Origin of the sequence: Providencia sp. M-27, assembly GCF_011077905.1 — a bacterium.
In the GTDB taxonomy this organism is placed as follows: domain Bacteria; phylum Pseudomonadota; class Gammaproteobacteria; order Enterobacterales; family Enterobacteriaceae; genus Providencia; species Providencia huaxiensis.
Window position 1 is genome coordinate 235,526 of sequence record NZ_JAALBT010000003.1, and the last position, 23,091, is coordinate 258,616.

19 protein-coding genes and 1 other annotated feature are annotated in these 23,091 nt (G+C 41.4%); of the genes, 5 read left to right on the forward strand and 14 right to left on the reverse strand.

Annotated features, from left to right (window positions below; all coding sequences use genetic code 11):
- The 11 genes from pheT to fos all read right to left on the reverse strand — a co-directional run bounded on the left by pheT (position 1) and on the right by fos (position 9,684).
- Positions 1-2,388: a phenylalanine--tRNA ligase subunit beta gene (pheT, locus tag G6Q48_RS07015; protein ID WP_166265319.1), complete on the reverse strand. Its 2,388-nt coding sequence runs from the start codon at positions 2,386-2,388 to the stop codon at positions 1-3.
- 14 nt (positions 2,389-2,402) lie between these two features.
- Positions 2,403-3,386, reverse strand: a complete 984-nt coding sequence (pheS, locus tag G6Q48_RS07020; protein ID WP_102139209.1) for a phenylalanine--tRNA ligase subunit alpha — start codon at positions 3,384-3,386, stop codon at positions 2,403-2,405.
- Between the two features lie 123 nt (positions 3,387-3,509).
- Positions 3,510-3,639: a sequence feature (Phe leader region), on the reverse strand.
- Complete coding sequence (gene pheM / locus G6Q48_RS23175; protein WP_136134757.1) at positions 3,589-3,633, reverse strand: pheST operon leader peptide PheM; 45 nt, start codon at positions 3,631-3,633, stop codon at positions 3,589-3,591. Its footprint overlaps the feature before it by 45 nt.
- An 89-nt stretch (positions 3,640-3,728) precedes the next feature.
- The gene (gene rplT, locus G6Q48_RS07030; RefSeq protein WP_004263714.1) at positions 3,729-4,085 is read right to left on the reverse strand and encodes a 50S ribosomal protein L20; all 357 of its coding nucleotides are present in this window, start codon (positions 4,083-4,085) and stop codon (positions 3,729-3,731) included.
- A gap of 45 nt (positions 4,086-4,130) precedes the next feature.
- Positions 4,131-4,328: a 50S ribosomal protein L35 gene (gene rpmI, locus G6Q48_RS07035; protein WP_004263702.1), complete on the reverse strand. Its 198-nt coding sequence runs from the start codon at positions 4,326-4,328 to the stop codon at positions 4,131-4,133.
- Between the two features lie 95 nt (positions 4,329-4,423).
- Positions 4,424-4,963, reverse strand: a complete 540-nt coding sequence (gene infC / locus G6Q48_RS07040; RefSeq protein ID WP_071524539.1) for a translation initiation factor IF-3 — start codon at positions 4,961-4,963, stop codon at positions 4,424-4,426.
- Between the two features lie 421 nt (positions 4,964-5,384).
- Positions 5,385-5,924, reverse strand: coding sequence for a translation initiation factor IF-3 (gene infC, locus G6Q48_RS07045; RefSeq protein WP_102139210.1), 540 nt, complete (start codon positions 5,922-5,924; stop codon positions 5,385-5,387).
- A gap of 3 nt (positions 5,925-5,927) precedes the next feature.
- Positions 5,928-7,856 carry a threonine--tRNA ligase gene (gene thrS, locus G6Q48_RS07050; RefSeq protein ID WP_102139211.1) on the reverse strand — a complete coding sequence of 643 codons (1,929 nt, stop codon included), beginning with the start codon at positions 7,854-7,856 and terminating at the stop codon, positions 5,928-5,930.
- Between the two features lie 360 nt (positions 7,857-8,216).
- Entirely contained in the window at positions 8,217-8,666 is a 450-nt protein-coding gene (locus tag G6Q48_RS07055; protein ID WP_166265440.1) for a methyltransferase family protein, read from the reverse strand.
- A gap of 103 nt (positions 8,667-8,769) precedes the next feature.
- A complete protein-coding gene (locus G6Q48_RS07060; protein ID WP_102139213.1) occupies positions 8,770-9,168 on the reverse strand; it encodes a hypothetical protein in 399 nt (132 codons plus the stop codon).
- Between the two features lie 102 nt (positions 9,169-9,270).
- Positions 9,271-9,684 carry a fosfomycin resistance glutathione transferase gene (fos, locus tag G6Q48_RS07065; RefSeq protein ID WP_102139214.1) on the reverse strand — a complete coding sequence of 138 codons (414 nt, stop codon included), beginning with the start codon at positions 9,682-9,684 and terminating at the stop codon, positions 9,271-9,273.
- 467 nt (positions 9,685-10,151) lie between these two features.
- Between fos and G6Q48_RS07070 the strand changes: the two genes are divergently transcribed.
- Positions 10,152-10,856, forward strand: coding sequence for a MarC family NAAT transporter (locus G6Q48_RS07070; protein WP_102139215.1), 705 nt, complete (start codon positions 10,152-10,154; stop codon positions 10,854-10,856).
- On the opposite strand, the gene G6Q48_RS07075 is transcribed toward G6Q48_RS07070, so the two are convergent.
- Positions 10,850-11,503, reverse strand: a complete 654-nt coding sequence (locus tag G6Q48_RS07075; protein WP_102139216.1) for a transglycosylase SLT domain-containing protein — start codon at positions 11,501-11,503, stop codon at positions 10,850-10,852. The genes G6Q48_RS07070 and G6Q48_RS07075 overlap by 7 nt on opposite strands.
- A 283-nt stretch (positions 11,504-11,786) precedes the next feature.
- Between G6Q48_RS07075 and G6Q48_RS07080 the strand changes: the two genes are divergently transcribed.
- Genes G6Q48_RS07080 through G6Q48_RS07095 form a run of 4 tightly spaced genes read left to right on the forward strand, consistent with a single transcriptional unit; the run spans position 11,787 to position 15,336 of the window.
- Positions 11,787-12,698 carry a metal ABC transporter substrate-binding protein gene (locus tag G6Q48_RS07080; RefSeq protein ID WP_102139217.1) on the forward strand — a complete coding sequence of 304 codons (912 nt, stop codon included), beginning with the start codon at positions 11,787-11,789 and terminating at the stop codon, positions 12,696-12,698.
- A gap of 1 nt (position 12,699) precedes the next feature.
- A complete protein-coding gene (locus tag G6Q48_RS07085; RefSeq protein WP_102139218.1) occupies positions 12,700-13,590 on the forward strand; it encodes a manganese/iron ABC transporter ATP-binding protein in 891 nt (296 codons plus the stop codon).
- Positions 13,587-14,477: an iron chelate uptake ABC transporter family permease subunit gene (locus G6Q48_RS07090; RefSeq protein WP_166265322.1), complete on the forward strand. Its 891-nt coding sequence runs from the start codon at positions 13,587-13,589 to the stop codon at positions 14,475-14,477. The genes G6Q48_RS07085 and G6Q48_RS07090 overlap by 4 nt, the downstream gene beginning before the upstream one ends.
- Positions 14,470-15,336 carry a metal ABC transporter permease gene (locus G6Q48_RS07095; protein WP_096863947.1) on the forward strand — a complete coding sequence of 289 codons (867 nt, stop codon included), beginning with the start codon at positions 14,470-14,472 and terminating at the stop codon, positions 15,334-15,336. The genes G6Q48_RS07090 and G6Q48_RS07095 overlap by 8 nt, the downstream gene beginning before the upstream one ends.
- Positions 15,337-15,439: 103 nt before the next feature.
- Here the strand turns inward: G6Q48_RS07095 and G6Q48_RS07100 are convergent, their stop codons facing one another.
- Together G6Q48_RS07100 and G6Q48_RS07105 are read right to left on the reverse strand one after the other, a co-directional pair.
- A complete protein-coding gene (locus G6Q48_RS07100) occupies positions 15,440-16,792 on the reverse strand; it encodes a hypothetical protein (RefSeq protein WP_166265325.1) in 1,353 nt (450 codons plus the stop codon).
- Positions 16,789-23,088, reverse strand: coding sequence for an AAA domain-containing protein (locus tag G6Q48_RS07105; protein ID WP_166265329.1), 6,300 nt, complete (start codon positions 23,086-23,088; stop codon positions 16,789-16,791). The genes G6Q48_RS07100 and G6Q48_RS07105 overlap by 4 nt, the downstream gene beginning before the upstream one ends.
- Positions 23,089-23,091 lie beyond the last annotated feature (3 nt).

Genomic DNA, 23,091 nt, shown 5'->3' on the forward strand with positions numbered 1-23,091 from the left:
TTAGTCCCTCAAGGAGGCTTGGAATCGCTGTTTTAACGCAGCAATACACAGATCAACGGTAGCAGTGATCTCTTCTTCTTCCATAGTACGCTGGGTATCCTGGAAGACAAGACTGATAGCAAGGCTCTTATAGCCATCTGCTATTCCTTCACCACAGTACACATCAAATAAGTTTATGCCAACTATATGATTTATGCCAACTTTTTTACACTCTGCTAAAACTTCAGCAGCAGCCACATCTTCTGGCACGACAACAGCGATGTCACGGCGGTTCGATGGATAGCGCGAAATCGCCTTAGCTTCAGGAATAACACGTTGTGCTATCGCATCACTACGAACCTCAAACACCACCGTACGACCATTTAAATCGAGTTTGCGTTCTAATTCTGGGTGAACCACACCAATAAAGCCAATGTGTTCATTTTCCAGATAAATCCCAGCACTTTGACCTGGATGCAATGCAGGATGTGCCTCAGATTTAAATGTAATTTGATTTAGTTTCCCAGTCAATTCAAAAACAGCTTCAAGATCACCTTTTAAGTCAAAGAAGTCAACAACTTGTTTATCTAATGACCAATGTTCTTCAAATCTATTGCCTGTAATCACCCCTGCAAGCATTGGTTCCTGACGGATCCCATATTCTGCTTGATTATCAGGAATAAAGCGCAGACCTGTCTCAAATAAACGAATTCTATTTTGTTGACGATTCTGATTATAGACAACGGTTCCTAATAAACCAGTCAGTAACGATAAACGCATCGCTGACATATCAACAGAAATCGGGTTAGGTAAAAGCAACGCATCTTGTTGTGGATGCAGTAAAGCTTGAACTTTAGGGTCAACAAAACTATAAGTGATTGCTTCTTGATAACCACGGTCAACTAACATTGCTTTAATACGTTTTAAAGGTAGGTTAGCTTCTTTGTGATTAGTCATGGTCAAATCAGCACGTAATGGCACATCAGGGATGCTGTTATAACCATAAACACGAGCGACTTCTTCCACTAAGTCTTCTTCGATTTGCATATCGAAGCGCCAACTTGGGGCGACAACATCCCATGTATTAGCAGAAACAGTGACTTTGCACCCTAAACGCGTCAAAATATCAGTAACTAACTCATCTTCAATAAAGTGACCAATCAAACGGTCTAATTTATTGCGCGTCAGTTTAATATTTACGGCTTTTGGTAAATGCTGTTCACTGGTTACATCAATAATTTCACCGACTTCACCACCACAAATCTCAACAATTAGCGCAGTAGCACGTTCAATCGCTTTAAACTGTAATTGAGGGTCAACACCACGCTCAAAACGGTGAGATGCATCAGTGTGCAAACCGTAATTACGTGCACGACCTGTGATCGATAATGGGTCGAAGAATGCACACTCTAATAAAATATTTTTGGTTTCCGTATTAACACCTGAGTGTTCACCGCCAAAAATACCTGCAATCCCCAGTGCTTTTGATTCATCAGCAATCACTAATGTGTCTGATTTTAGCGTTGCTTCACTGCCATCAAGGAGAACCAGTTTCTCCCCTTCTTTTGCCATGCGAGCAACAATAGCACCATCTAAACGGTCTAGATCATAAGCGTGTTGAGGCTGACCCAATTCTAATAAGACGTAGTTGGTAATATCCACAACCGCGTCAATAGAACGGACGCCACCACGGCGCAACTTTTCTTTCATCCACAATGGCGTTGGCGCTGACACATCAATATTTTTGATCACACGGCCTAAGAAACGTGGGCACGCATTAGGTGCTTCTACTCGAATTGGGAAAGTGTCTTTTGTGGTCACGGATACTGTATTAATAGCAGGCTCATTCAACGCTAATTTATTAATAACAGCGACATCACGTGCAACCCCAAGAATACTTAAGCAATCTGCACGGTTAGGTGTAATGCTGATTTCAATCGCATTATCATCAAGTTTTAGATATTCACGAATATCGGTACCGATAGTGGCATCTAGAGGCAATTCAATAATTCCGCTGTGGTCATCAGAAATACCCAGCTCAGAATAAGAACACAGCATACCTTCAGAAGGCTCGCCACGTAGTTTTGCCGCTTTAATTTTAAAATCACCCGGTAATACCGCACCAACCGTTGCAACAGCAACTTTTAGGCCTTGACGGCAGTTTGGTGCACCACAGACGATATCTAATAAACGCTCACCGCCTACGTTAACTTTTGTAACGCGCAGTTTGTCTGCATTTGGGTGTTGACCACACTCAACCACTTCACCAACAACAACGCCGTGAAATTGGCCAGCAACTGCATCTACACCATCAACTTCCAAACCCGCCATCGTGATTTGGTCAGATAATGCTTCACTACTGATCGCCGGGTTTACCCATTCGCGTAACCATAGTTCACTGAATTTCATGAGATAGACCCGCCTTATTTAAACTGTTTGAGGAAACGAAGATCATTTTCGAAGAATGCACGTAGGTCAGAAACACCGTAACGTAGCATTGTTAAGCGCTCCATCCCCATACCAAAGGCAAATCCAGAGTAGACTTCAGGGTCAATACCTACATTACGCAATACATTTGGATGAACCATTCCGCAGCCTAATACTTCTAACCATTTACCATTTTTACCCATAACATCAACTTCCGCTGAAGGTTCGGTGAATGGGAAATATGATGGTCGGAAACGTACTTGAACTTCCTCTTCAAAGAAGTTATTCAAGAAATCATGCAATGTGCCTTTTAGATTGGTAAAGCTGATATCTTTATCAACAATCAGGCCTTCTGTTTGATGGAACATAGGTGTATGCGTTTGGTCATAATCATTACGATATACACGACCCGGGGCAATGATACGGATCGGTGGTTGTTGACCATTCATTGTACGGATTTGTACACCTGATGTTTGCGTACGCAATAGGCGTTTTGCATCAAACCAAAAAGTATCGTGGTCTGCACGCGCAGGGTGGTGAGCAGGAATATTTAGCGCATCAAAGTTATGGTAGTCATCTTCGATTTCAGGGCCTGTTTCAACAGAGAAACCTAATTCGCCAAAAAATTCTTCAATTCGCTGAATTGTGCGGGTCACTGGGTGTAACCCACCATTTTCCATTCGACGCCCTGGTAATGACACGTCAATTTTTTCTGATACCAGACGTGCATTAAGGATTTCAGCTTGCATCGCGTCCTTACGGGCGTTCAGAGCATCTTGAACCTGTACTTTAGCTTCATTTATCACAGCCCCTGCTGCTGGACGTTCCTCAGCAGGCAGTTCACGCAACGTTTTCATCTGTAGTGTGAAATGGCCGCTCTTGCCTAAATATTCAACACGCACTGATTCCAACGTAGCAACATCTTGGGCCTGTTCAATGGCTGCTTTTGCCTGTGCAACCAACTCAGCGAGATGTGGCATTGTTTCCCCTTTATGACCAATTGGTCTTTTTGCTAGTTATTCACTATATATATTAAGCTTCACATTCCATTTGGTAATGAATGAATACTTAACTGATTTTACTTTACTTAATCTAAAACTAGAAACAAAAAAGCCTCCCTAAGGAGGCTTTAGCGTAATCTTTCATTTCTTCTTTCTATTTACGCGCAAAAGCCCCCGATATTCAGGTGCTAAAGTAAAAAAAGAAACGAAAAATAACAGAATGCATGTAACTAACTCTCAATAACTGACTGTATCTAAAGTATTAACACAAATAACTATAAATGAAAAGAGGAAGTTACCCTCCTCTTTTCAAGCAAACAATTAAGCTAAAGCGCCTTTCGCTTTTTCTACTAAAGCAGTGAATGCTGCTTTATCGAAAACTGCGATGTCTGCTAAGATCTTACGGTCGATTTCAATTGAAGCTTTTTTCAAGCCATTGATGAAACGGCTGTAAGACAGACCGTTCTGACGAGCCGCAGCGTTGATACGTGCGATCCACAGTTGACGGAACTGACGTTTACGTTGACGGCGGTCACGGTAAGCGTATTGACCAGCTTTAATTACCGCCTGAAACGCTACGCGGTAAACACGTGAACGTGCACCATAGTAACCTTTCGCCTGCTTCAGAATTTTTTTGTGACGTGCACGTGCGATTACACCACGTTTTGCGCGAGCCATAGCTATCTCCTATCGTCTTTTATCTTAATTAACTAAATTGTTTACTTATGCGTAAGGCAGGCAGGCTACTACCAGACCCAGATCGCCCTTAGATACCATTCCTTTCGGACGTAAATGGCGTTTACGCTTAGTTGACTTTTTAGTCAGAATATGACGAAGGTTTGCATGCTTACGCTTAAAGCCACCGCCTGCAGTTTTTTTAAAGCGCTTTGCTGCGCCACGTACAGTTTTAATCTTTGGCATTTCTTTTATTTCCAACTTCGCATTGTGATTAGCTACGAATTAATTAGGCGAATAACATCTATATTGCTATAAACGAATATTACTTGCAGGCCTAATTATTTCTTCTTCGGTGCCAGCACCATGATCATCTGACGTCCTTCAATTCTTGAAGGGAAAGATTCCACGGATGCCAGCTCTTCCAGATCAGCTTTGATGCGATTAAGCATTTCCAGACCGATCTGCTGGTGAGCCATTTCACGACCGCGAAAACGCAGCGTAACTTTAGCTTTATCACCATCTTCTAGAAAGCGAGTCAGGTTGCGTAGTTTGACCTGATAATCACCTTCATCTGTACCAGGGCGGAATTTAATTTCCTTCACCTGAACAACTTTTTGTTTCTTTTTTTGCTCTTTTTGAGATTTGCTCTTCTCATAAAGGAATTTGCCGTAATCCATGATACGACAAACTGGCGGTTCAGCATTTGGGCTGATTTCAACGAGGTCTACGCCTGCTTCTTCAGCTTTTTCAAGCGCTTCGCGTGCGCTCATGATGCCTAACTGTTCACCGTCTAAACCTGTTAAACGGACCTCTGGAACACGAATTTCATCATTGATACGATTTGGACGTGTTGTTGGGATTCTTTTTCCGCCTTTAATACTTCATTCCTCCAATTGGATAAAGAGATTTGCTTCTCTCAAGCAAATACACCCGTCACTCAATAGTTACTACTTGACGCATGTACGATATTCTTAGTTTGCCCTAATGCGCTATGCGCTGACAAAGTGATTCGACCGCGGATTTTAATGCTTCTTGCTGGATTACTCAAGTAATTCTTGCAATAAATCATTCTGAACTGTTTGAAAACTTGGCTTTTGAGTCCAATTATCGCTTTGACACAATTACTTTGATTCATTAATGAAGAAAATAACAAGACGTTAAATATACCGATTACCTTAGCTGGTATGGCATTACTTTCATCAATAATAAAATTTTTCATCACGAATAAAACAGAGAAGCAGCGCCCAAATGAGCGCTGCTAGACTCTAGCGATACTTCGCTATAACCATACTGGCTTAATTATTTTTTCTTTGGTGCCAATACCATGATCATCTGGCGTCCTTCAATCCTTGATGGGAATGATTCAACTGATGCCAGTTCATCCAGATCGGTTTTGATGCGGTTAAGCACTTCTAAGCCAATCTGTTGGTGAGCCATTTCGCGACCACGAAAACGCAGTGTTACTTTAGCTTTGTCACCATCTTCCAAAAAGCGAATTAAACTACGTAGTTTAACTTGGTAGTCGCCTTCGTCTGTTCCTGGACGGAATTTAATTTCCTTCACTTGAACAACTTTTTGTTTTTTCTTTTGTTCTTTTTGAGACTTACTCTTCTCATAAAGATATTTACCGTAGTCCATGATACGACAAACTGGCGGCTCGGCATTTGGGCTGATTTCGACTAAATCGACACCAGCTTCTTCTGCTTTAAAGAGGCCTTCACGCACACTCATTACGCCAAGTTGTTCACCGTCTAAACCAGTGACACGGATTTCTGTTGCGCGAATTTCATCGTTAATACGATTTGGACGCGCTGTTGGGAGTTTTTTTCCGCCTTTAATACCTTATTCCTCCATCTGATTGAGTTGACGACTGCGGATCTCTTCAAGCAGTTTTGTCATGAATTCGTTGACATCAAGGCTACCTAAGTCTTTACCACGACGGGTACGTACAGCAACTTTACCTGATTCAACTTCTTTATCACCACATACTAACATGTAAGGGACGCGACGCAGCGTGTGTTCACGGATCTTAAAGCCGATTTTCTCGTTACGTAAGTCCGCTTTCGCACGAATGCCAACACTTTGCAGCTTGCTAACTAATTCTTGAACATAGTCTGCTTGACTATCAGTAATGTTCATTACGACCACTTGCTGTGGTGCTAACCATGTTGGGAAAAAGCCCGCATACTCTTCTGTTAAGATACCAATGAAGCGTTCTAGTGAACCTAACACAGCACGGTGGATCATCACAGGAACGATACGTTCGTTATTTTCACCTACATAGGAAGCTGTTAAACGGCCCGGCAAGAAGAAGTCTAACTGGACAGTACCACATTGCCATGCACGGTCAAGGCAGTCGTACAGTGTAAACTCGATTTTCGGACCATAAAATGCGCCTTCGCCTGGTTGGTATTCAAATTCAATACCTTTTGATTTCAGGGCATTAGCCAAATCTTCTTCCGCTCTGTCCCACATATCGTCAGTACCGATACGTTTTTCAGGGCGAGTTGATAGTTTTACAACAATTTTTTCGAAACCGAAAGTTGCATAAACATCATAAATCATTTCAATACAGCTGGTTACTTCACTTAAGATTTGCTCTTCAGTACAGAAGATATGTGCATCATCCTGAGTAAAGCCACGCACACGCATTAAGCCGTGCAACGCACCTGATGGCTCATTACGGTGACAGCTACCAAATTCTGCCATGCGCAATGGTAAGTCACGATATGATTTCAAACCTTGGTTGAAAATCTGTACGTGACCCGGGCAGTTCATTGGTTTGACACAATATTCACGGTTTTCAGATGAAGTCGTGAACATGGCATCTTTATAGTTATCCCAGTGACCTGTTTTTTCCCATAATACGCGGTCCATCATAAATGGCCCTTTCACTTCCTGATAATTATAGGCCTTCAGTTTAGTGCGTACAAAGGTTTCCAGTTCACGGAAAATTGTCCAACCGTCATTATGCCAGAACGCCATACCCGGCGCTTCTTCTTGCATATGGTATAAATCTAATTGTTTACCAATTTTACGGTGGTCACGCTTAGCTGCTTCTTCTAAACGTAATAAATAAGCTGCTAATTGTTTTTTATCAGCCCATGCGGTGCCGTAAATACGTTGCAGCATTTTGTTATCGCTGTTACCACGCCAGTATGCGCCAGCCACTTTCTGTAATTTAAAATGGTGGCAAAAACGCATGTTTGGTACGTGTGGACCGCGACACATGTCAACATATTCTTCGTGATGATATAAACCTGGGCGGTCATCTTGACTAATATTTTGATCTAAAATTTCAACTTTATAGTCTTCGCCACGGGCAACGAAAGTTTCACGAGCTTCGCTCCAAGAAACACGTTTTTTCACCACCTCATAATCTGTTTTGGCAAGCTCAAGCATACGCTTTTCAAGCTTTTCCAAGTCTTCCTGCGTCAGCATGTGGTCTAAATCGACATCATAGTAAAAACCATTGTCGATAGTAGGCCCAATCGCCATTTTCGTATTTGGCCATAATTGCTTGATGGCATGGCCTAACAGGTGAGCACAAGAGTGACGAATAATTTCGAGTCCGTCTTCATCCTTGCTCGTAATAATGGACACGTTTGCATCATGTTCAATTATTTCACATGCATCAACACGTTCACCATTAATTCGACCCGCGATACAGGCTTTAGCTAAACCCGCTCCGATGTCACGAGCAACATCCATCACTGAAACGGGATGGTCAAACTGACGCTGACTTCCATCAGGAAGAGTAATAACAGGCATTAAAAAATCCTTATCAGCAGTGGTGACCCACACGAAAGATCACTTGCTTGATTATTCCAAAGTTATAAATCAATACGTTACTAACGATTTCTCACTTCACTATGCAAGATATGTACACAAATATGGGCAACTTAAGCGCCCTATTTCGTTACATCGTGAGTAACTCAACTACTAATGATAACACAGACCTATTTTATGGCGATAGCGTAATGCCGCTAATTGTTATTCTTCATCTGAAAAATCAACACCTTCCCGATTAAATGGCGAATAAGCTATCTAATGCAGGAAATAGTTTCTCTTTTTTTGCGAAAGAAAGCCGATACCAATGCGATCCACTGGATACGACTAATTCTTTAGTCATTATAGCCAACGTCGTGTCTGCTTGCGATAACGCTCCCACTCTTCATTGAATTTTCCCGCTAAAAATCGCTCTTCTTGCGGAATAGTGTACAAGTCGGTAATTAACCAAAAGACCAAACCCGCTATCAAGAAATAAGAAGAGTGCGAGAAGAAAGCTAAAGCCAAGCTCATTGATGTGAAAGCTAAATACATTGGATTACGTGAAAATCGGTAAGGCCCGTTAGTCACTAAATGCGTTGCCTTAACCGTAGGATTTGGTGATGTTTTATGTTTATAAAAATAATAAAGGCTTGTCGCGACCCAACTGACACTTTCAAGTGCCACTAAGATACCTAAGATCCCCATCCAACCAGAAAACGTCCAATCTAAAAGACCTTGCTTGGAAAGAAAATATACAGCTACCCCATTAGCGACTAACCAATTCAATAATGGTAATTTAAATATATTCATCATGTTACCTACAAGCCAAAATGATGCTATTAACATACCATAAATGAATATATAAATTTGAGTGGGGGAACATATAGAGGAGTGATATTAACGACAAAAATAATTAGTTATTGGGACTTAAGGAAAACACACTCTTTAAACCTTCTAGTTTACTATATTCTTGCTGGCAAACTAAATTTCGCACATCACTGGGCATAGAATCAATTCTGGTTTGAATATTGGCAAGTTGTTCATCTAAGCTATTCATTCCCTTAACATCAACAATGTCCTGATTCACTTTAAGATAATCAGTAAAACTTTGCAGGTTATCCTCTAAGCTATTACAAATATCATTACTGGCTAAACCCTGCGGTAAAATAGCACTGAGCGATGTTGGTAAGGCTTGGGATATATTCGGATAAATACTTTGCTTCCACTGCTGAGGAAAAACGATTAGTAACATGGCGGCTGCCAAAACTAATAGCATAGACGCCCCGGCTAATGTCGCTATAAGTTTTTTCATTCTTTTTCCTATTACTCAAAATTAACTGAAAATAGGATATACAACTCTGCGTAAAGCTATTTTTAAAATTAAAAATCCTTTGTAAAGAAATCCATGACTTTTTTAATAAAATTTCATTTCTTCATACGGTTTTTCTTGGCAGCTCTTTAAGCGTTGTAATAAACCGCCTACATGTAATTCTAATTTGTGGCCATCTGGATCAAGAAAATAAAAAGAATCTCCTTCACTTTTATTTTCTTTCCAGACAATGACATTCGCTTGCATTAGCCGATCAACAACGATAAGAAAGTCTTTCGCATCAACGTTAAAGGCATAGTGTGTGTAATCCGTTTTTTCTGGGGACGAAAATTGGCGAGTTGTATCTAATGATAGACATAACCATAAATCGCCACAGGATATATAGGCGCCCTTTTTCCAACTCGCATGTAACTTCATACCAAGTAGTGATTGATAAAAACCAATACTTTTATCCAAATCAGTTACAGCTAACGTTAAGTGGTTGATTCCGTTTAACATATTTTTTTACTCTTTGGTTGCCTATTACATTGAATTCTTTTAATGAATTTACATAAATTATCAGTAAATAACATTGCAGCAGATATACTACATTCCATATCAACTTAAAGACAACCTGTTACGAAATGCCCTTAACCTTTTTATCCCCCTATAAAAAGGTTTTTTTTTGCCTGTAAAAATTGAATACTTTTACCACAACTCAGTATCCCATTGTTATTTAATAAATAAAGTAAGTTATTCACAGATGAAGGCCATTGTTATCCACAGTTAATGTGAACAACTCCAATTATCTTCAAGCTAATAAATGATAGTTGATATTAATTCTTACCCATCAGTACTGTAATCGTCCCCTTTCATAAAGTATCCCTCTAGCTATAAATGCTAACCTACAGATCTATAAGAAATTTTGCTATCATTTGAGATAAGGTGTTTTATTTACATTAATCAGGAGCTTGAATCAAACTTCCATGACAAATTTTTTTGAGCTATTTCAAGCCGTTGGTATTGGTCTTGTGCTACTACTTCCTCTTGCCAACCCTTTAACTGCTATTGCGGTCATGTTAAGTATTTCTGCTAATATGACAAAAGAGCAGCGTGACCATCAATCATTATTGGCTTCTATTTATGTGTTCGCAATTATGACTATCGCTTTTTATGCAGGCCAGTTAGTTATGAATACATTTGGAATATCAATACCAGGTCTTAGAATTGCAGGTGGGTTAATTGTGGCATTTATTGGCTTTGGCATGCTGTTTCCTAGCAGTGATGTTGGAGAAGACCCGACTACCAATGCCCTTGATGACCCGAATGTTCCCAAAAAACGCCAAGAATCCCCTAGTATTGCTTTTGTTCCCCTTGCGATGCCGAGTACAGCTGGCCCTGGTACTATCGCCATGATCATCAGCTCCACTGCATCATTACAAGGTAATGTTAGTTTCGCTCCATGGGTTTTAAAAGTCGCCCCCGTTATCACCTTTTTTATTGCAAGCTTTATCGTTTGGATTGGTTTAAAAGGCGCAACTTCGATTATGAGGTGGTTAGGTAATAGCGGTATTGATGCAATCGCTCGGGTGATGGGGTTCTTATTAATCTGTATGGGAGTGCAATTTGTTATCAACGGCATCGTTGAAATTGTCGCGCAGCTCCCATATTTAATGAAGGAATATCAATAAGACATCGCTAATGCATTGTAAGCATTTTTAACTTTCCACAAATAGCGTGGGGCTTGCGGTGCAGGATGCTTTGTTTGCACGTGTTGATAAAATTCTTCCGGCGATAAGCTGTTAATCATTGCAATCGCCCGGCCTTTATCATTATCAAATGTTCTTAATAATGCCCCCGCCCCGTTCACATAAGCGACAACCGTTGCATAATATAATGTCTGAGGGTGGCTAATTCCAGCAAGATGTTGCTCCTTTAAAATACGAATATAAGTTGTACCAATATCAATATTTTTTTGTGGATCTTTTAAGTCACGAGAACTCGGCTCCCCCGACTTTCCCTGATAACGATATGCGTCACGTCCCGCTGTCGAAGCTTTAATCTGCATCAAACCTATTGCATTTGATTTACTGACAACTTCAGGCCTAAAGTTGGATTCGACCTCAATAATGGCCCTAATTAAAGCTTCATCAACACTGTAACGAGCCGCAGACTCACGAATAAACTCATCAAAAGGCGTTCTTGGGAATGTCGTATTTTGTGCTGTTACAGGCCCTGTAGGCTCTAGCATCCGCTGTTTTGTTACAGGCCTATCTGGCTCGCTTGAACAACCTGCAAGTAGCAGTAGCGCAAAAGTGCCGCCAATTATTTTTTTCACTGTCGAATCCTCTACGATGGAAGCCGATGGCAGAATAACTAATCCTAAGAAAAATAAAATAATTTTTACTTAACTTTTACTTCAGGACGTGTTTTAGTCATACAAATAACCATGGGACTTAGAAGCCCATAATGACGAATAATGCTATTCCACATTTTTTATGTTTATTTTTCTCAATTGATATTGATAATCATTATCAGTTGAGATATAAAATATAATTGTTATAAACCTTAACAACTGTATGTTAAAAAACGCTAAACCAATAATGTCAGGGTCAACTTTTATGAAGAAGAACGTATCTCGATTATCTGCACCTTTACTAACCAGCATGTTTGCTTTGATAGCAGTCATCTTTTTTAGTCAGCCGGCTTTTGCTAAAAAATTTAAAGTCGTTACCACTTTTACCATTATCCAAGATATCGCTCAAAATGTAGCTGGAGATGCGGCAATTGTCGAGTCTATAACGAAGCCTGGAGCAGAAATCCACGGTTATCAACCGACGCCTAAAGATATTATGAAAGCCTATGACGCAGATTTAATCTTATGGAATGGGATGAATTTGGAAGTTTGGTTCCAACGTTTCTTTGAAAACTTTAAGAATGTCCCTGCTGTCGTAGTCACTGAAGGTATTGAGCCAATGCCAATCCGTGAAGGTGAGTATAAAGACAACCCGAACCCACATGCCTGGATGTCTCCTGCTAATGCTAAAATTTATATTGAAAATATTCGCCAAGCTCTAGTTAAATATGATCCTGAAAATGCAGAAACATATAATGCCAATGCGAAAAAATATGCGCAGCAAATTGCAGAGCTTGATACCCCTTTACGTGAACGCTTAAACCGTATTCCAGAAAATGAACGTTGGTTAGTCTCAAGTGAAGGCGCATTTAGCTATTTAACGAAAGATTACGGCTTTAAAGAAGTCTATTTATGGCCAATCAATGCAGAAGAGCAAGGCTCTCCTCAACAAGTGAAAAAAGTGATTGATACTGTCCGCAAATACAACATCCCTGTGGTATTCAGTGAAAGTACAATTTCTGATAAGCCTGCTCGCCAAGTCAGTAAAGAAACCGGGGCAAAATACGGCGGCGTATTATATGTTGACTCATTATCAACTGCCGATGGCCCAGTACCAACCTATATAGATCTTTTAAATACGACTGTAGACACGATAGCGAAAGGATTTTCACAGTAATATGAATCATTCAAGTCAATTCGAACACCCGAATCTTATCGTCGATGATGCGACTGTAACATATAATAATGGTCACACCGCTATCTACGACGCAAGCTTTACTATCTCTGGTGGCTCTATTTGTGCCTTAGTTGGCGTAAATGGCAGTGGCAAATCAACGCTATTTAAAACCATTATGGGGCTTGTCACCCCATCTTCAGGCAGTGTGACATTAAATGATCAGCCAATAAAAACGGCACTGAAAGAAAACGTGATTGCATACGTCCCACAAACGGAAGAAGTTGACTGGAACTTCCCCGTTCTCGTTTCTGATGTTGTGATGATGGGGCGTTATGGCAAAATGGGTTTTTTTCGCATCCCTAAACAAGCCGATAAAGATGCTGTCAAAATGGCATTAGAACGGGTTGACCTTGCAGGGCTTGAACATCGCCAAATAGGCGAGCTTTCAGGTGGTCAGAAAAAACGGGTTTTTTTAGCACGAGCGCTCGCACAAGAAGGTAAAGTTTTACTCCTTGATGAACCCTTTACTGGGGTTGATGTTAAAACTGAAAATGCCATTATAGACCTACTGCGTAGTTTGCGTGACGAAGGTCATCTGATCCTCGTTTCAACTCATAACTTGGGTAGTGTGCCTGAGTTTTGCGACCATGTTATCTTAATCAATCGCACGGTGTTAGCCAGTGGCCCAACCGAAACCACGTTTACACAGCGTAATCTACAAAACGCGTTTGGTGGTGTATTGCGTCATATTAACCTGTCAGGTCAAGAGCTTCATGACGACGATGACCCACGCTCTGTCACCGTCATTACCGATGATGAAAGAGCGGCTGTATTCTATGGTCATGACCATGATGCTCCCGTTCGAAAAAACCAAGCTAAGGGTTCCGAATGATTGAGATGTTATCACAGCCCTTTGAATACGATTTCATGATAAAAGCCATTTGGGTCAGCGCCATTGTTGGTGCTGTCTGTGCATTTTTATCAGCGTATTTGATGCTAAAAGGCTGGTCATTAATGGGAGATGCGCTCTCCCACTCCGTTGTCCCTGGGGTGGCTGGTGCTTATGCTTTAGGTTTACCCTATGCGGCAGGCGCCTTTTTTACCGGGATCCTTGCAGCACTTGCCATGACATTAATAAAACATCTAACTCGTTTGCGTGAAGATGCTGTTATTGGCTTTATATTTTCTACTTTTTTTGCGGCAGGTTTGTTGATCGTTTCATTGAACCCAACATCTGTGAATGTACAAAGTATTATTTTTGGTAATATTTTAGGTATTGCGGATTCTGACGTATTACAAGTAGAAATTATTATCGGCGTTTCATTTATTATTCTGTTGTGTTTATGGAAAGATTTATTAGCCGTTTTTTTCGATGAAAGTCACGCACGGTCAATTGGCTTGAATCCATTACGCCTAAAAATAATTTTCTTCACATTATTAAGTGCTTGTACCGTTGCTGCCTTGCAAACAGTTGGCGCTATTCTTGTTATCGCAATGGTCGTCACGCCAGGTGCAACCGCCTATTTATTAACTGACCAATTTAAACGCTTACTCATTATCTCCGTCACGATTGGCACCGTAACCAGTGCTGTTGGCGCTTATATCAGTTATTTCCTTAATGGTGCTACAGGAGGGTTAATTGTCACCCTACAAACCATTATTTTCCTGCTAGCATTTTTCTTTGCGCCTAAACACGGTATTTTTGCCTCAAAACGTAAAGCAAAAAAGGAAGTAGCTCGGCTGCATCAATCACACCAACAAGGAGCATCTCATGAGTGATTTCATTGACTTATTGATGGCTCCGTTTGCATTTCCTTTTATGCAAAAAGCTTTGATCACCGCAATTGTGAGTGGGACTGTGTGTGCCATTTTATCGTGCTTTTTAGTATTAAAAGGGTGGTCTCTCATGGGGGATGCTATTTCCCACGCAGTGTTACCCGGGATCATCATTGCCTCTTTATTAGGTATTCCCTTGGCTATTGGTGCGTTTGCCTCTGGCTTATTCTGCGCTGTCGCAACGGGGTATTTAAAAGAAAATAGTCGGATAAAAGAAGATACCGTAATGGGTATCGTCTTCTCAGGAATGTTTGCTATTGGCTTGGTGATGTTTGCTAAAATAGATACCGAGCAGCACCTTACGCATATTTTATTTGGTGATATTTTAGGGATCACGGATAGCGAGTTTAAGCAAATTCTGTTATTTGCTGGGGTAACTATTGCAATTATCTTACTGAAACGTAAAGATTTCATGCTGTATTGTTTTGATCCAAACCAAGCCCGTGTGATTGGCCTACCCGTCAAACTGATCCATTATGGTTTACTGTCTTTACTTGCATTAACCATTGTCGCTTCACTGCAAGCGGTTGGGATCATTTTAGTTATTGCCATGCTGATCTCACCGGGGATTATTGCATTTGTTCTATGTCGGAGCTTCGGCAAAATGCTCGTCGTCGCCATCATCGCTTCGGTAACATCGAGTGTTATTGGGACTATCCTGAGTTTTCACATCAATGCGACAACCGGGCCAACCATAGTCGTTACTCAAGCGGTTTATTTCGTAATAGCCCTGCTCTATAGCAAGCTAGTACTTGCACGTAAAAGAAGTCAAACAAACCCACAAAGTATGCATACAGCATAATAAATGGCAGACATAACAAAAAAGCTGAATTCGCGCCTAACGAATTCAGCTTTTTTATTTTAAATAATTTTCTAATATGTGACTAAAGCTTTTTTAGCCATATTTACTTACTGCGTGTTTTGGGATGGTTTACAGCTATATTGCGACGTTGCTCTTCAGATTGAGTTTCATACACTTTCATTTCGCCACTTCCTGCTGGTATCGCCTGTTCAACAACAAGTTCCGCATCTGTTTGGGCAATAATATCTTGTAATTGTTGGTGCTGATTGCACCAAATTGCATCAACATCCTGGTCTCGTGAATTATCTCGCCCTGCAGAAAAAGCCACTGTACGCGCTTGAAAACGCGCTTGTTTCCCGCCTAATTCAAGCCCATATCCCGGCGTGGCAGGATGTGTGACAACCACTTTGCCATCATCAAGCCATGCTTTAACATCCGTATCTTGAACTTGATAACCGAGTTTCCCTAACCCATCTAAGACCGTTTTCCTTTGTGCAGCAGCAACAACTTGTTGCTCGGCTATACTCACTGCGCTGCCTAGCTTATCGACCCATGTGGTTAACGCTTCTATCGAGCTTGATTGTATACTCGCTAACGCACTCGAAATCATGGCTTCATTTTCGTCACTCGCAAAAATAGCCAATTCATCACAAAGCTGTTCAATTTTATCGATAAGTTCAACGCGTTGCTGGCTTAACTTTAATTGCTCCGCCAATGTCATGATCAATGAGTCGGCACGTAAATGGCGCTGTGTTCCTTCTTTAAGCTCCCGAAGCTCAACCAGTTGTTGCTCAGCACGTTGAGCATCATCAATTGAGGTCATCAATTTCAGCTTTTCAATCATCAATAAGATCTGTTCACATTGTTTGGCAAACGGTGTTTGAGGTAAGCCTGATTGCCAAAATTGTTTTACACCTTCAGATTGTGCTTTTAGCTGTTCCAATAATGCCGCTGCTGTTGGCGCTAGCACCATTGATTGCTGGCTCAATATAGCTAATGCTTTAAAAATCAGTTTATTAGATTGGCTTTCATCCTGTTCACTTGCCGAAACTAATTGTGTAAGTAGTTCAGCTTCATTTGGCAATTTTTCACGAACCAATGTGATTAACTCAGCCAAATTATGTTCTCTGTGTTTTTTTGTCCGGGCTAATAGCGCTTGTTTTTCAAGTTGTTGCTCACGAACTTCCTGTACTTCGTTATTCAGTGTCCCAGTGAACTCAACCAATTGGTTATTCAACAAGCTTAAATTGCGTGATGACAATGTGGCAAGCTGAGCAGCATTTTCCATTAGCTGCTGATAAGCTTGCGTGATTTGTGCAATACGCGACTGATGATATTGGCTACTATTTGCCAATACTTGCCACTGTTTAAATCGACGTTTAGCTACCGCAAGCTGACGCCGGCACTGAATTTCATTCATTTCCCTAACAGTTATACGATGAACCGATGAACTCATAACGCACCTTCTTGCGGATTTTGGCTCTCTATTTGAGAGAGTGATGAAGTTAATAAAGCCTGTGAAATGGCATCATGCAGTTGTTGCTGTGCCAAATCGCGATTTTGATACCATTCGATAATAGACACTCGATAGCGTGCGGGTACCACACGCGTCAGAACAGTGCTACGCCACAGTTCCCTAGAACGGGCTGTTTTCAATAGTGGGTGTGATGGCATGTCGCATTCAATGCCGATGAGCAAACGGCCGCTGGTTTGCTCCTCAACAACTCCATCAAAATGGAATACCCCATTTTGGCTTGAGGTGGTTACCTGCCAGCCACTTTGCCGAATAAAGCCCATGACCGAATCGACAAACGCATTTTGTGGGAGTGCTTCGCTACCAACCGCAGACTGTGTATGGCACATGCGGTGGAGTAGTTTTTCATTTTCTTTTTTCATCAATGGGTTGCATGCATTTAATGCATGAGCCAGATAGCCTTGTAAATAATCTCGTGGGATTTCCGGTTTGCGGTAAGTGGCTAATAAATCAGAAATTTCATCTATTGGCATCGATGTCATAATCACAACTTGCTGGCGAGCACGAGTGATAGCGACATTTAAACGCCGTTCTCCACCAGTTTGCCCTAGTACCCCGAAGTTACGCCTGAATGTCCCCTGCGCATTACGACCAAATGTGGTAGAAAATAAAATCACATCCCTTTCATCACCTTGTACATTTTCCACATTTTTCACAAAAAATGACATATCTTCGTCATCATGAGTGCGTTGGTTTTCCTGCGTATACGCCTGAAGAAAATCTTCATCCTGTGCTGCACGTAATTGAATTATTTGGTTAATTAATGTTGCTTGTTTTTGGTTAAACGTGACGACCCCCACAGAAGGCCGCTGCTCGAAAGGCCGTTGCCACATTGAAGCCAAATGTTCCACGATGGCGTTAGCTTCAGCTTCATTGCTTTGGTTAACATAAGTACCATTAACTGGAATAAGCTGTAATGGCTTAATTTCACTGACCATTTTGGCAGAAAATTGTGCTGGGATGTTGAGCCTATTTTCATAAAAAGCAAAATTGGAGAAATTGATTAGTTCTCGATAGGCAGAACGGTAATGAATATCCAATGTATGAATAGGTAATACGGTTCGCGCTAAATGCAATAAATCAGGACAATCACTGATTTGCCGATAATCCCATTGCTCTCCCGCCAATTCTTGTTGGTCATCGTCTTCGTCATCAATGTCGTCTTCAATTAGCTTACCTGTGAAAAATTTTGATGGCGGCATTTGCTTTTCATCGCCACTCACAATAGCCTGTTTGGCTCTAAATAAGGTCGATAATGCAAATTCAATTGGCATCTGTGAGGCTTCGTCGTAGATTACGCTGTCAAACATAGCGCTTTCAAGTGGAAGTACTTGGCTCGCAACATCGGGTGTCATTAACCAAACCGGCCGTAGTTGCATTAACCCAATATCTCTACCTTCTTGTATAAACTCCCTCAAACGTCGAGCTCTTGGCCCTGCTAAACGAGTAATTTCTTCCCATTCACGGCGGTTTCCTAACATTTTGATATCTATATTCGCCGTCAATGCCAATTTATTGAATTGTTGTAATTGTCTTTGGGCATTCTCTAGTTCGGCTAGATCCGACATCAGCTGGTCGTGGTTGGTACTTAATGCAGGCAATGTTGCCACTAACTGCGCTTTAGTGAACAGACAGAAGTAATAGTTAACAGTTTGGACTAATTGTTCTCGCCATTGCGTTGTGAAACCGTCAGTGGCAATAAGCTGCTTGATTGCCGGTTTTAATAGCACAAGGAGCCCCCAATGCTGTTGTGAAAAGTGTTGCGTATCCGACCTAAATGATTGGTAACGCAATAAATTTTCTTTTTGTTGCTCTATTTTCACCAGTTCAGCCGTATATGACTCGCCGTTTGCCACGGCCACTTTAAACCGTTCAACTGTTTCTGGTGAAAATACACTGTCTAGCTCACTCAGTTGGTTCAAGCTTTCCGTTCTTGCGCGTAATTTGGCTATTGCCGCTCTGATTTCACAGCATTGATGAGTAAACCCCGTTCTTTGTTGCTGAATAATCGCGTCTATAAAATGCACAGGTTCAGGATACTGAGCGAGAAGCTCAGCCATATCTGCCACTCGTTTTAATTGCATGACCAGCGGTTGCAATGTGCTACGCCACTGGTGGTTTGGCTGAAGTTCAAGACCAAGCTGTTGATATAATGGTTGTAATTCTTTTTCAAGTAAGCGCCATTGTTGCTCAACACCAATGGTGTCAAGCACTAACGTCTGTTTTTCAGTCGTCGACGCTAAGCCACTCGTTGCCATAAATGACTGCAATTGGTTTTGCCGACGGTAGTAATACGGGTTCAAGAAACGTAACCATGACCCTTGCATTGTTTCCATCAATGCTCGCGATAATTGGGCAAGATGCTGATTATCAACCCCCCTAAACACAGGGAATAATAACGGGTCGATATTTTCTGCATTAATCGATAATAATCGCTGATACAACAGCTCAAGTTGGCGAATAATGGAATTTCCCGTTTCACCGCTAAATAGAGGTAACCAACGGGAGAAGTCCCGCCATTGTTCAGCCGTTAATTGGTTAAATTGTACTTCATGCTGTATTAGCCATTGCTCATGAGTCGATAATTGAGTCAACGTAATTTGCTGATATTGTGTTTGGTAAGCTTCATCACGCTGTTTTTCAGTATCAATCAACCTTGTAATAGATTGATTAAACAATAAATATTGAGGCTCTTCTACCGTAAACTGTGCTAAGGCGTTTAGTGCATTATTTTCATAATCCAATTGCCACCAAGTATATGCATGTAACTTCAAGTCATCCGTTAGTTGCTCAATCGTATGGCTATCAAGTTGCGCTAATAATGGCTTAATTTTCTGTTCATCAATATCAAAATGAGGAAGCTTTTCAAGTTCAATCAATTGGGTTAATACTTGTTTATAAGAAATTTGAAACTTTTCGTCGATATTATTCATCGAGTGAAAGTAGTTGTCTAATTTTCGTTCAAATAGCTGAACGCGATTAACAAGATGAATTCTTTCTCCTGACCAATCACGCTCACTGAGCTGGCTTTTTTCTTGTTCCCAAAGTTGCTCAATTTGCTCCCTCACTGCCAAAATAGTGTCACGGCCTCTTTGGCCTTGGCTGATATATAGCGCTCTATCTCCTAATCCATTAGCAATCAAACGCTTATAGACCACCTCTAATGCCGCAGGTTTTTGACATACCACTAAAACGGTTTGCTGACATCCTATTGCATCCGCAATCAAACTCACGATGGTTTGACTTTTCCCTGTCCCTGGCGGCCCTTCAATCAGCAGCCCCGTGTTCGCTTGTGCAGCTTGAACAACTTGTTCTTGTGATGGATCGGCCAATGACAACGCATACTGGTTAAGTAAATTACCTGGCTGCGTTTCGCTCGTGCTATTGAGCGGTGAGACTTTTAGCATTGTCGCTAAGGCTGTTTGGGAAATAGGTAGCCCAGCAATTTGCTGTAGATCGCTACTCATCGCCTGGCCAATAAACGAGGTATGGAAGAGTACCGCTGAACAACAGATTTGTGCACTGTTCTCTGCAATTGAGGTCGTGTTCGACGGAAGTGGCGTCAGTTCCGTACCTTGTATCGGTAATAAAGGCGCAAGTGTTTCCATCATATCTTCAATGGTTAAACCCGCTTTAGATAATAAATTATCTAATACTGTTTGCCATTCAGTCACTGAAGGTATACCCGCAAAGCTTGCGAGTGCTGGATTTAAGCGTATTGCCCCCCGCTCCTGATCAAAACTAAGCTGAATGGGGCTATTTTGAGCTAAAGAAGTACGCAACGAAACCGGCCATAAAAATAAAGGCGCTATTCGCGGTTTAATTTGGTTCGGCTGTGTGTGCAATAATAAGAATGGGAAACCAAGATACATGCCATCAATACCCGTATCCCGTTGATATAACTGCGTATCTGATTGTAGGATCCGTAATCGGCTATTGACGCCCCGATGCTGCAATAATAAATCACTATCAATGCTAACCGCACTTTTTTTACGGTTCAATAAGTGTTCGAGTAGCATATTCGCACGGCGAACCGGGCTATCACATTCCATTAAATCGACTCGCCCAGTATTTTGCGTTAAACGCATGCGCACTAGGTTTCCACGTTGTGTCACTGACGTGAGCTTTTGTGTAAAAAACCTTAGAACTTCAAGAACATATTTTTGTGACTCGGGGACTTGCCAATGTTCGAATGGAATAGCGAGCAAAACGAGTATTTTTTCTAATGGCAAGCGACGCGTTAATAAAAAGTTATCCACCCAACTATCGAGTTCAGGAAGCCCAATTCGTTTAAAATCACTGACTCGGAGGTTAATGAGCTGGTATAGCTCCCCTCTTGGTAACAAAAGCTGGTTTTTGGCTATTTCGCTATCAAAACTGTGGATATCATTTTGTTTTGCTAATTCAAAAGATTGCTCGACTAATGCGGTCAGTGAAACAAATTGCCCAATATCAGCACTTAGCAATAAAATATAATCAATTTCTTGTCGATTTTGTCTATCTAATAAGGCTTGTAGGCTTTCGTTATGAGCGTCAGGAAACTGGCTATGCAGCAATTCCCAACGCGCAGCGAGCTGGCTTATTGACGTGATCAACAAATACAGTTTCAAGCTTTCTTCATTGAGTAATATATTCAATTGTTCAGCGCGTTGGCGTACTAAACACTGGCGGTGGTAGAGCTGCACTAACCAATGTTGTGGGTCAATATTCTGAATATGTTGAGTTAATGGTTCACTAATGAGGGTATAAGCAAGAATAGGTTGTTCTAATAACCACGCTGGTGTGATGATTTCGCCACGATAAATAAATGGCATATTCGGGTTGAGGATTTTTAAGGCTAAAGTTAGCTTAATATCTTGATTAATTTCACTTTGCACGGATCCATCTAGCGATTTTTCACTATCTAAAAAGCCCTGAAGTTGCTTTAACTGCTCCTGGCTATTATCAAATTTTGCGAGCCATGATGTTAACTCCCCGCGTAACAAAAATTGCACAGCATCATCCCAATGAGCTTGTTCACCAGCAGCCATGGCAAAAGTATCTGGCTGAGAAAATTGCTGACCTGCAAACTGGACTTGATGGTATTGAGCTGGCGAGCCTGCTATCGCGGTTTGTGGGGCTTGGACGGCTTTCCCTTCTAGCCATGCTGACACCTGTGGCCATTGCCAACGTAAAAAACGATCCCGACACAGTAATCCACGTAATAATAATTGTAAGTTAGGGTCTAAATCATCAGGTAAATCAATGCCATTGGTCATGACTTGAATTAAGAACGCATTATCATGAACTTGAGCGAAACACTGTCCTCGGGTTAGCTGTTCTAATAGAATAACCCCGAGACTCCACCAGTCTGATGCAGCGCTTACACCGCCTGCTAAAGTTTCTGGTGCGCTATAACGGGAAATATCCAAAGGGGTCACGATATCAAGGTCAAACTCAGACAAACTCGCAGAGCCATATTCAATAACAACGATATCTAAAGGCTCACGGCTGCGGATCAATAAATTAGCGGGACATAGGTTGCGATGGCGCAAACCATGTTCGGTAAATGCCGCTATCGCTTTCCCCATTTCCTCAACTAATTTCGGAACTTCATGAAGTTGCCAAAAATCCCCTTGCTGAATAAATTGGCTGAGTGAGCCACCTTCCAGTAATTCAGTCACATGCCAAGCACGGTTTTCCCAGCGGCCTGTTTCATAAAATTCAGGTACGTGGTCTGTTGGGAGCAATTGAAGTACTTGGTAAATAGTTGGATCAGGTTCTTCACCTTTTTGATATAAGGTAAGTACGCCACTTTTTTCACTTTCAATATGTGTGACTAAGTAACGCTCCCGTAGACTATCATTTTGATTTATACGTCGCTCAAGCCGCCAATTGCCTATCAGTTGTTGAGATTGTTCCTCAGCATTGCTTGGCTCAACCGCAGCATCTTCCCCACATTCGAGGCAAATAAAATCCCCCTCATCCATGGTATGCCCATTCACACAAACTCTTTGTTCAATAATTTGATTATTTTCAGCAATATTGAGTTGTGGACGCTCAATCGATGTATTGGGCTCATCAATAGGACGCCAGCCAGATTCATGAATGGCTTCAAGGGTTAAATCCCAACCACAAAACTGATTATCTCCTTGTGGTGTTTTAATTTGCCCCGCACAAAAAATTTCAGTTAATGGTCTCTCTGTTTGGCAATGTGGGCAAAAACGTATCATGGTCATCCA

Excerpts from the sequence above, each read along its gene's own strand:
- pheT (WP_166265319.1), bottom strand. The coding sequence starts at position 2,388 with ATGAAATTCAGTGAACTATGGTTACGCGAATGGGTAAACCCGGCGATC.
- pheS (WP_102139209.1), bottom strand. The coding sequence starts at position 3,386 with ATGCCACATCTCGCTGAGTTGGTTGCACAGGCAAAAGCAGCCATTGAA.
- rplT (WP_004263714.1), bottom strand. The coding sequence starts at position 4,085 with ATGGCTCGCGCAAAACGTGGTGTAATCGCACGTGCACGTCACAAAAAA.
- rpmI (WP_004263702.1), bottom strand. The coding sequence starts at position 4,328 with ATGCCAAAGATTAAAACTGTACGTGGCGCAGCAAAGCGCTTTAAAAAA.
- thrS (WP_102139211.1), bottom strand. The coding sequence starts at position 7,856 with ATGCCTGTTATTACTCTTCCTGATGGAAGTCAGCGTCAGTTTGACCAT.
- G6Q48_RS07055 (WP_166265440.1), bottom strand. The coding sequence starts at position 8,666 with ATGAATATATTTAAATTACCATTATTGAATTGGTTAGTCGCTAATGGG.
- G6Q48_RS07060 (WP_102139213.1), bottom strand. The coding sequence starts at position 9,168 with ATGAAAAAACTTATAGCGACATTAGCCGGGGCGTCTATGCTATTAGTT.
- fos (WP_102139214.1), bottom strand. The coding sequence starts at position 9,684 with ATGTTAAACGGAATCAACCACTTAACGTTAGCTGTAACTGATTTGGAT.
- G6Q48_RS07070 (WP_102139215.1), top strand. The coding sequence starts at position 10,152 with ATGACAAATTTTTTTGAGCTATTTCAAGCCGTTGGTATTGGTCTTGTG.
- G6Q48_RS07080 (WP_102139217.1), top strand. The coding sequence starts at position 11,787 with ATGAAGAAGAACGTATCTCGATTATCTGCACCTTTACTAACCAGCATG.
- G6Q48_RS07085 (WP_102139218.1), top strand. The coding sequence starts at position 12,700 with ATGAATCATTCAAGTCAATTCGAACACCCGAATCTTATCGTCGATGAT.
- G6Q48_RS07090 (WP_166265322.1), top strand. The coding sequence starts at position 13,587 with ATGATTGAGATGTTATCACAGCCCTTTGAATACGATTTCATGATAAAA.
- G6Q48_RS07095 (WP_096863947.1), top strand. The coding sequence starts at position 14,470 with ATGAGTGATTTCATTGACTTATTGATGGCTCCGTTTGCATTTCCTTTT.
- G6Q48_RS07100 (WP_166265325.1), bottom strand. The coding sequence starts at position 16,792 with ATGAGTTCATCGGTTCATCGTATAACTGTTAGGGAAATGAATGAAATT.
- G6Q48_RS07105 (WP_166265329.1), bottom strand. The coding sequence starts at position 23,088 with ATGACCATGATACGTTTTTGCCCACATTGCCAAACAGAGAGACCATTA.